The organism is Microbacterium resistens NBRC 103078 (genome assembly GCF_001552355.1).
Classification (GTDB): Bacteria; Actinomycetota; Actinomycetes; order Actinomycetales; family Microbacteriaceae; genus Microbacterium; species Microbacterium resistens.
The window spans coordinates 19,914-27,291 of sequence record NZ_BCRA01000080.1 but is presented as its reverse complement, the minus strand read 5'-3'; the positions used below and the strand labels follow the sequence as shown (position 1 = coordinate 27,291).

At 71.5% G+C, this 7,378-nt stretch carries 5 protein-coding genes; 4 read left to right on the top strand and 1 reads right to left on the bottom strand.

The genetic code is table 11. The features are described 5' to 3' along the window. Positions 1-308: 308 nt before the first annotated feature. From MR1_RS13565 to MR1_RS13555, 3 genes are all read left to right on the top strand, one after another. Positions 309-1,757, top strand: coding sequence for a glyceraldehyde-3-phosphate dehydrogenase (locus tag MR1_RS13565; protein WP_084344674.1), 1,449 nt, complete (start codon positions 309-311; stop codon positions 1,755-1,757). A gap of 130 nt (positions 1,758-1,887) precedes the next feature. Beyond that, positions 1,888-2,952 carry a winged helix DNA-binding domain-containing protein gene (locus tag MR1_RS13560; protein ID WP_067247813.1) on the top strand — a complete coding sequence of 355 codons (1,065 nt, stop codon included), beginning with the start codon at positions 1,888-1,890 and terminating at the stop codon, positions 2,950-2,952. Between the two features lie 38 nt (positions 2,953-2,990). Continuing rightward, a complete protein-coding gene (locus tag MR1_RS13555; protein WP_067247810.1) occupies positions 2,991-3,779 on the top strand; it encodes a thioesterase family protein in 789 nt (262 codons plus the stop codon). Between the two features lie 60 nt (positions 3,780-3,839). Here MR1_RS13555 and MR1_RS13550 read toward each other — a convergent pair whose 3' ends face one another. Continuing rightward, positions 3,840-5,279, bottom strand: coding sequence for an XRE family transcriptional regulator (locus MR1_RS13550; protein WP_067247805.1), 1,440 nt, complete (start codon positions 5,277-5,279; stop codon positions 3,840-3,842). A gap of 109 nt (positions 5,280-5,388) precedes the next feature. Between MR1_RS13550 and MR1_RS13545 the strand changes: the two genes are divergently transcribed. Continuing rightward, entirely contained in the window at positions 5,389-7,257 is a 1,869-nt protein-coding gene (locus tag MR1_RS13545; RefSeq protein WP_067247801.1) for a phosphoenolpyruvate carboxykinase (GTP), read from the top strand. The last annotated feature ends 121 nt before the right edge of the window (positions 7,258-7,378 follow it).

The following is a 7,378-nucleotide window of genomic DNA, read 5'->3' as shown; positions in this document are numbered from 1 at the left end:
CCCTGCACCACGTTCGCGGCGCGCTCGCGGGCGACCCGGCGAGGCGCGCCCGGTGGCTGCTCGTGGCGGAGGGGACGGGGATGGCGATCGCCACGGCGATCATGGGCGTGATGGCGCTGTCCGGCTGAGGCCGGGCGCGCCCGGGCGGGCGGCGGGAACGATCTTGCGGAGGCCAAAGGAATGCGGGTTCTTGCGTCCGCGAACGGCCGGGGCGCGCGACGACGGCTCCGTACGCTGGAAAGGCGGGCGATCGGCCCGCCTTCGAACGCGCCCGGACCCCGGCGCACGACCACCCCGCAAGGACGCAGATGAACGACTTCGCCGCGCGACGCGACGACTGGATGGCCCGTGAAGAACTCGCCGAGCGGATGATCCCGCTCATCGGAGCCCTCACCCGCGAGCGGGAGGTCGTGACGTCGTTGCACGGGCACCGCCTGCTGGGGCTGTCCACCACCGGGATCCTTGAGGTGCACGAGCGTGTCGCGCAGCTCGGCCACGCCGAGCTCGCCCTCGAGGACACGCTCGCGGTTCTGGAGGCTCTGCGGGAGCTGGCTCCCGAGGCCGCGTCGATCGACGTGGCCCGCATCGTCGAGGACCATGCCGCCGCCGGGGGCGACCTCCGCGCGCACGTCCGCGCCGCGCTCGCCGCCGCGGGCACCGGGCGGACCGCCGAGCGCACGGACGTCGTGCTCTACGGCTTCGGCCGGATCGGACGCCTGCTCGCGCGGATCCTCATCGCCCACACCGGAGGCGGCAACGGGCTGCGGCTGCGCGCGATCGTGGTGCGCCGCGGATCCGAGAACGACCTCGTCAAGCGGGCGTCCCTGCTGCTGCGTGACTCGGTGCACGGACGCTTCGAGGGCTCGGTCTCGGTGGACGAGGAGGCCGAGCAGATCATCGCGAACGGCACGCGGATCCAGGTCATCTACTCCGACGATCCCGGCACGATCGACTACACCGCCTACGGCATCCGGGACGCGATCGTGGTGGACAACACGGGGCGCTGGCGGGACGAGGAGGAGCTGAGCCGCCACCTCCGGTCGACCGGAGTGGCGCGCGTGCTCCTCACGGCACCCGGCAAGGGCGCGCTGAAGAACATCGTGCACGGCATCAACCACACCGACATCGCGGACGAGGACCGGATCCTGTCCGCGGCGTCGTGCACCACGAACGCCATCACCCCGGTGCTCAAGGCCGTCGACGAGGCGTACGGCATCGTGCGCGGACACGTCGAGACGGTGCACTCCTTCACGAACGACCAGAACCTCATCGACAACTTCCACAAGGGCGACCGCCGCGGCCGGTCCGCGGTGCTGAACATGGTCATCACCGAGACCGGCGCCGCCAAGGCCGTGGCCCGCGCCCTGCCGGAGCTCGCGGGCAAGCTCACCGGGTCGGCGATCCGCGTGCCGACGCCCGACGTCTCCCTGGCGGTCCTGCACCTGTCGCTGGAGCGGCCCGCGACCAAGGACGAGCTCAACGACTACCTGCGCCGGGTGTCGCTGCACTCGAAGCTGCGCCAGCAGATCGACTACGTCGAGTCGCCGGAGGTCGTGTCGACGGACTTCGTCGGATCCCACCGCGCGGGGATCGTGGACGGTCTGGCGACGATCGCGAACGACAAGGACGTGGTCCTCTACGTCTGGTACGACAACGAGTACGGCTACTCCTGCCAGGTCGTCCGGGTCCTGGAGGTCATGGCGGGCTCGCACCCCGTGGTCGTCCCGGCGCGCCGAGAGGTGACGCTGGCCGGCTGAGTGGCGGATTTCGGGGCGCATCCCGGGGTTTCGGGGCCCACCTTGGGGTGGATCGGCCCCGAATCCCGCCCCGAAACCCGGGAACGCGCCCCGGACGGCGTCTGTCGGTGGGGTCGGGCATCATGGCCTCATGACGCCGCGCGCCCTGCTGTCCGAACGTCTTCGCTCCCATCGCCTGACCGCCCCCGCGGCCACCCCGGTGGCCGCGGCACGGCACATGCTCGCGGTGCAGGCGCAGGAGTTCGCCGCCGGGCGGTGGGCGCTCGGCATCCGCACCCGATCCGCCACCCTCGCGCAGGTCGATCGGGCGTTCGACCGGGGTGAGCTGGTGCGCTCGTGGCCGATGCGCGGCACGCTGCACATCGTCCCGGCCGGGGACCTTCGCTGGATGCTGGGGATCACCGCCGAGCGCCAGCGGCGACAGACGGCGGCGCGTCATCGTGAGCTCGGTATCGACGGCGAGCTGCTCGCCCGCGTGGAGCGCGACTTCCGCATCCGGCTGGCCGACGGCGGGCGCACGCGCGCGCAGCTCTTCGACGACCTGACGGAGCTGGGCATCGATCCGGCGGGCCAGCGCGGGGTGCACATCCTGGGCGCCCTGTGCCTGGACCTCGTCCTCGTGCAGGGGCCGGTGGTCGCGCGCGACGATGCGATCGCCCGCGAGCAGCTCTTCGTCCTCGCCGACGGTCATCTCCCCGATGCCGCCGAGCCGGACGATCCGCTCGCGGAGTTCTTCGTCCGCTACATCGACGGACACGGTCCGGCGGGGGCGGCCGACTTCGCCTGGTGGTCGGGCCTCACGCTCGGGGTGGCGAGGGAGGCCGTCGAGCGGGCGCGTGCCCGGGTGACGGAGGTGGAGGAGGGGGTGTTCCTCGCAGCGGATCGCCCGCGACGGGCACGGGGCGCCGACGACGCCGCGACGTTCGCCCTGCCGATGTTCGACGAGTACTACATCTCCTACGCGGACCGCTCCGTCGTCGCCGATCCGGACGCCGCCACCCGGATCGGCCCGGGCAAGAACGGCATGGTCCGGGCGAGCCTGCTCTCCTCCGGGCGGATCGTCGGCGCATGGTCGCACTCCGCGGCCGTGGGCCGCCATCGAGAGGAGCCGATCGCCGAGCTGTTCAATCCCTCGCTCGACACCGAGGCGACGGCCGCCGCCCTGCGTCACTACGCCGCGTTCATCGGCGGCTGAGGGCGGCCGGGACGGGTGCCTCGGCGATCCTTGACAGGATGGATCTCGTGACGAGCTATTTCCTCCGCCGATCCGCGACCGAGTTCGAGCCCACCGAGCACGTCGGCGGGGCCTGGAACGAGCGGGAGCAGCACATCGCCCCCGTCCTCGGGCTGATGGCGCATCTCGTCGAGGCCGACCACCGCGTGCGGCGCGGAGACCAGTCCCCGCTGAACCTGGCGCGCGCGAGCTACGACATCCTCGGGGTGATCCCCATGGAGCCGTTCGAGGTGAGCTCTCGCGTGCTGCGGCCCGGGCGGACGATCGAGCTCGTCGAGGCGACGCTCTCCCACGCGGGGCGGGCCGCGGTGGTGCTGCGGGCCTGGCTGCTCCAGTCGATCGACACCGCAGCGATGGCCGGGACGACCTTCGACGCCATGCCGCCGCGGGACCGCCTGGAGCCCTGGTCGGCGGCGGACGTCTGGCCCGGTGGGGCGATCCGCTCGATCGACGCCGTCCGCGCCTCCTCCGAGGCCGGGCGCGCGCAGGTCTGGCTGCGGCCGAAGCACCCGATCCTGCCGGATGAGGCCGTGTCGGCGCGGGCCCGGCTTCTCGGCGCGGCCGACTTCGCCAACGGCATCGCGACCCGCGTCCGTCCCGAGGAGGCGCTGTATCCCAACGTGGACCTGACGGCGAGCCTGCTCCGCGAGCCGGTCGGCGAGTGGATCGGCTACGACACCCGTGTGTCGTTCGGGCCGGACGGGATCGGGCTCACCGAGACCGTGCTCAGCGATGAGGCGGGACCGGTCGGCACGTCGTCGCAGACGCTGACGGTCCGACCCCGCTGAGACGCGCCCCGGCCGCGCGGGGAACCGGTCCCGCCGTAGCCGGGCGCGATCGCGCCGCGCTCACTCCTCGGCGTGCCGGTCGAGGAACGCGTACACCTCGCTGTCGTCGACGCCCGGGAACGCGCCGCGGGGGAGCGGGGAGAACATGTGCGTGTGCACGCGGGCGCTCGGCCACGCCTTGCCGCGCCAGCGCTGGGCCATGCCCGTCGGCGGTCGCCGGCAGCACGACTCGTCCGGGCAGGTCGACTGCGCGCGGTGCGTGGTCTCCCGCCCGCGCCACCACCGGGCATCGTCGAAGGGCACGCCCACGGTGATGGAGAAGCCGCCGCCGTCGGTCGAGCCGGTCTGGGTGGAGCACCAGTAGGTGCCCGAGGGGGTGTCGGTGTACTGGTAGTGCTCCGTCGTGCGGTTCTGCTGCGAGAACGCCGCGCGGGCGGAGAAGTGCCGGCAGACCGGCTGTCCTTCGACGGAGCCGGTGACGTCCATGGGCAGGGGCAGGTCGTCGTTCTCGTAGACGCGGGTGAGGGCGCCCGTCTCGTCGACGCGCAGGAAGTGCAGCCGCATGCCGAGGTGGGTCGTCATGAGGTTCGTCATGCGCATGCCCGCGGCCTCATGGGTGACGCCGAAGGCATCCCGGAAGTCCTCCACGGCGAGGTTGCGGTCCTTCTTCGCCTGCTGGAGGAACGCGACGCCCGCGGTCTCGGGGATGAGGCAGCAGGCGGCGTAGTAGTTGATCTCGAGCCGCTGCTGGAGGAAGTCGGCGTAGTCCGTCGGCGGGGTGTGGCCGAGGAGACGATGGGCCATCGCCTGCAGCGCCATCGAGCGCAGACCGTGGCCGCCGGGGATCGACGCGGGCGGGAGATAGATGCGCCCGTTCTCCAGATCGGTGACGGAGCGCGTCGAATGGGGGAGGTCGTCGACGTACAGCAGCTCGAAGCCGAGCTGCTCGGCCATGATGCTCACCGTGCGGTGGGTCAGCGCCCCGGAGGTGTGCCCGGCGGCCTTGAGCTGCTTCTCGGCCAGCGCCTCGATCTCGGGCAGGTGGTTGTCCCGCGCACGCATCCGCAGGCGCAGCTCGGTGTTCGCGCGCCGTGCCTCCTCCGGAGTGGCGATCGCCTCGCGCTCGCGCCGCAGGAGCTCGCGGTGCAGGCCCAGGATCGACTCGATGGTCTCGTCGCTCATCCCCTTGGTCACACGGACGGGGGCGACGCCCAGCTGGCGGAACACCGAGCTGGACTGCGCACGATCGAGCTCGATCTCCAGGGCCGCGCGCCGGTTCGGGGGCTCGCCGGAGATGAGGTCGGAGACCTCCGTGCCCGTCGCGTCGGCGATCGCCTGAAGCAGCGACAGCTTGGGCTCGCGCTTGCCGTTCTCGATGAGGCTGAGCTGAGAGCCTGCGACGCCGACGGCGGCGCCCAGCTCGTCGAGAGTCAGGCTCTGTCTGGTGCGGTGGTGCCGGATGCGGTGTCCGAGGGTGGTGAGCTCGAGTCCTGAGGGCATTCCTTGATGATAGCGAAAGAAAGTGTGTTCTTACGACCAGAATCGGTGCAAAACGCCGACAAAATGCGCGGAGACTGGGTGCAACGCCCGCCTCTTACAAGGAGCAGACATGGTCATCGCCGAGACGTCCCGCCCGACGCTTTCCCCCGTCGCCCCCGTCCGGGAGTTCGGGGCGGCACCGGAGTACGACACCCCGGCGTTCGCCGAGCTGGCCGCGTGGGTCGAGGAGATCCGCGCGCTGACGCAGCCCGACCGCGTGCACTGGGTCGACGGCTCCCGCGCCGAGAACGACGCGCTTCTGCGCGGCCTCGTGGACGAGGGCAAGATCATCAAGCTCAACCCCGAGTGGCGCCCGGGCTCGTACCTCGCCCGCTCGCACCCCAGCGACGTCGCGCGCACCGAGGCGCGCACCTTCATCGCCTCCGAGAAAGAGGAGGACGCCGGGCCCACGAACAACTGGGCCGACCCCGCCGAGATGCGCGCCACCATGACCGAGATCTTCGAAGGGTCGATGCGCGGTCGGACGATGTACGTCGTGCCGTTCTCCATGGGTGCCGTCGGCGGGCCGCTCTCCCACATCGGCGTGCAGATCACCGACAGCGCGTACGCGGTCGTCTCGATCGGGATCATGACCAGGGTCGGCGACGCCGTGACGCGTCAGATCGCCGGCGGCGCCCCCTGGGTGCGCACGGTCCACTCGGTGGGCGCACCGCTGGAGCCGGGGCAGGATGACGTCGAGTGGCCCTGCAACGACGAGAAGTACATCGTGCACTTCCCGGACACGCTCGAGGTCTACTCGTACGGCTCCGGGTACGGCGGCAACGCGATCCTCGCCAAGAAGTGCTTCGCGCTGCGCATCGCCTCCGTGATCGCCCGCGACGAGGGCTGGCTCGCCGAGCACATGCTGCTGATCCGGGTGATCTCCCCGGAGAGCAAGGCGTACCACGTGGCCGCGGCGTTCCCGTCGGCGTGCGGCAAGACGAATCTCGCGATGCTGCGTCCGACGATCCCGGGTTGGAAGGTCGAGACCCTCGGCGACGACATCACCTGGATCCGTCCGGGCGAGGACGGGCGCCTGTGGGCGATCAACCCCGAGGCCGGGTTCTTCGGCGTCGCGCCGGGCACCGGCGAGTCCACGAACGTGACCGCGGTCGAGACCCTGTGGGGCAACACGATCTTCACCAACGTGGCCCTCCGCCCGGACGGCGACGTGTGGTGGGAGGGGCTCACCGACGAGGCGCCGGCCGAGCTCATCGACTGGCAGGGTCAGCCCTGGACGCCGGACTCCGGTCGGCCCGCGGCCCACCCGAACTCGCGGTTCACGGTCTCGGCGGCGCAGTGCCCGCAGATCTCCGACGACTGGGAGGAGTCGGTCCCGCTCGACGTCATCCTGTTCGGCGGGCGTCGTGCCACCAACGTCCCCCTGATCGTCGAGGCCACCGACTGGAGCCACGGCGTCTTCCTCGGAGCCACGATCTCGTCAGAGCGGACCGCCGCCGCGGAGGGCACTGTCGGGGAGCTGCGCCGCGACCCGTTCGCGATGCTCCCCTTCTGCGGATACAACATGGGCGACTACTTCGCGCACTGGCTCAAGGTCGGGCGTTCGGTCCGTTTCGACCGCCTGCCCCGCATCTTCCAGGTGAACTGGTTCCGCCGGGGCGTGGACGGGCGCTTCCTCTGGCCGGGATTCGGGGACAACGCCCGTGTGCTCGACTGGATCATCCGTCGCATCGAAGGCGACGTCACCGCCGTCGACAGCCCGATCGGCCGTCTGCCGCGGATCGAGGACCTGAACCTCGACGGCGCGGACGTGACCGCGGAGGACCTCGACGAGCTGTTCGCCGTGGACCCCGCGTCGTGGAGCCGTGAGGCCGAGTCCACCGAGGAGTTCTTCGCCACCTTCGGGGACCACCTCCCCGCCGCGCTCAACACAGAGCTCGCGGCACTGCGCCACCGGCTCGCCGCCGTGTCGAGCTGAGGCGACCGCCGCGCGGGGCGAGGCCTCCGCGCGGCGGACACAGACCCGCGGCGGCGGGATGTCAGGGATGAACAGGCTGAGTGGTCCCGGGCATCCCGCCGCCGCGTCCTTCCACTCCTCC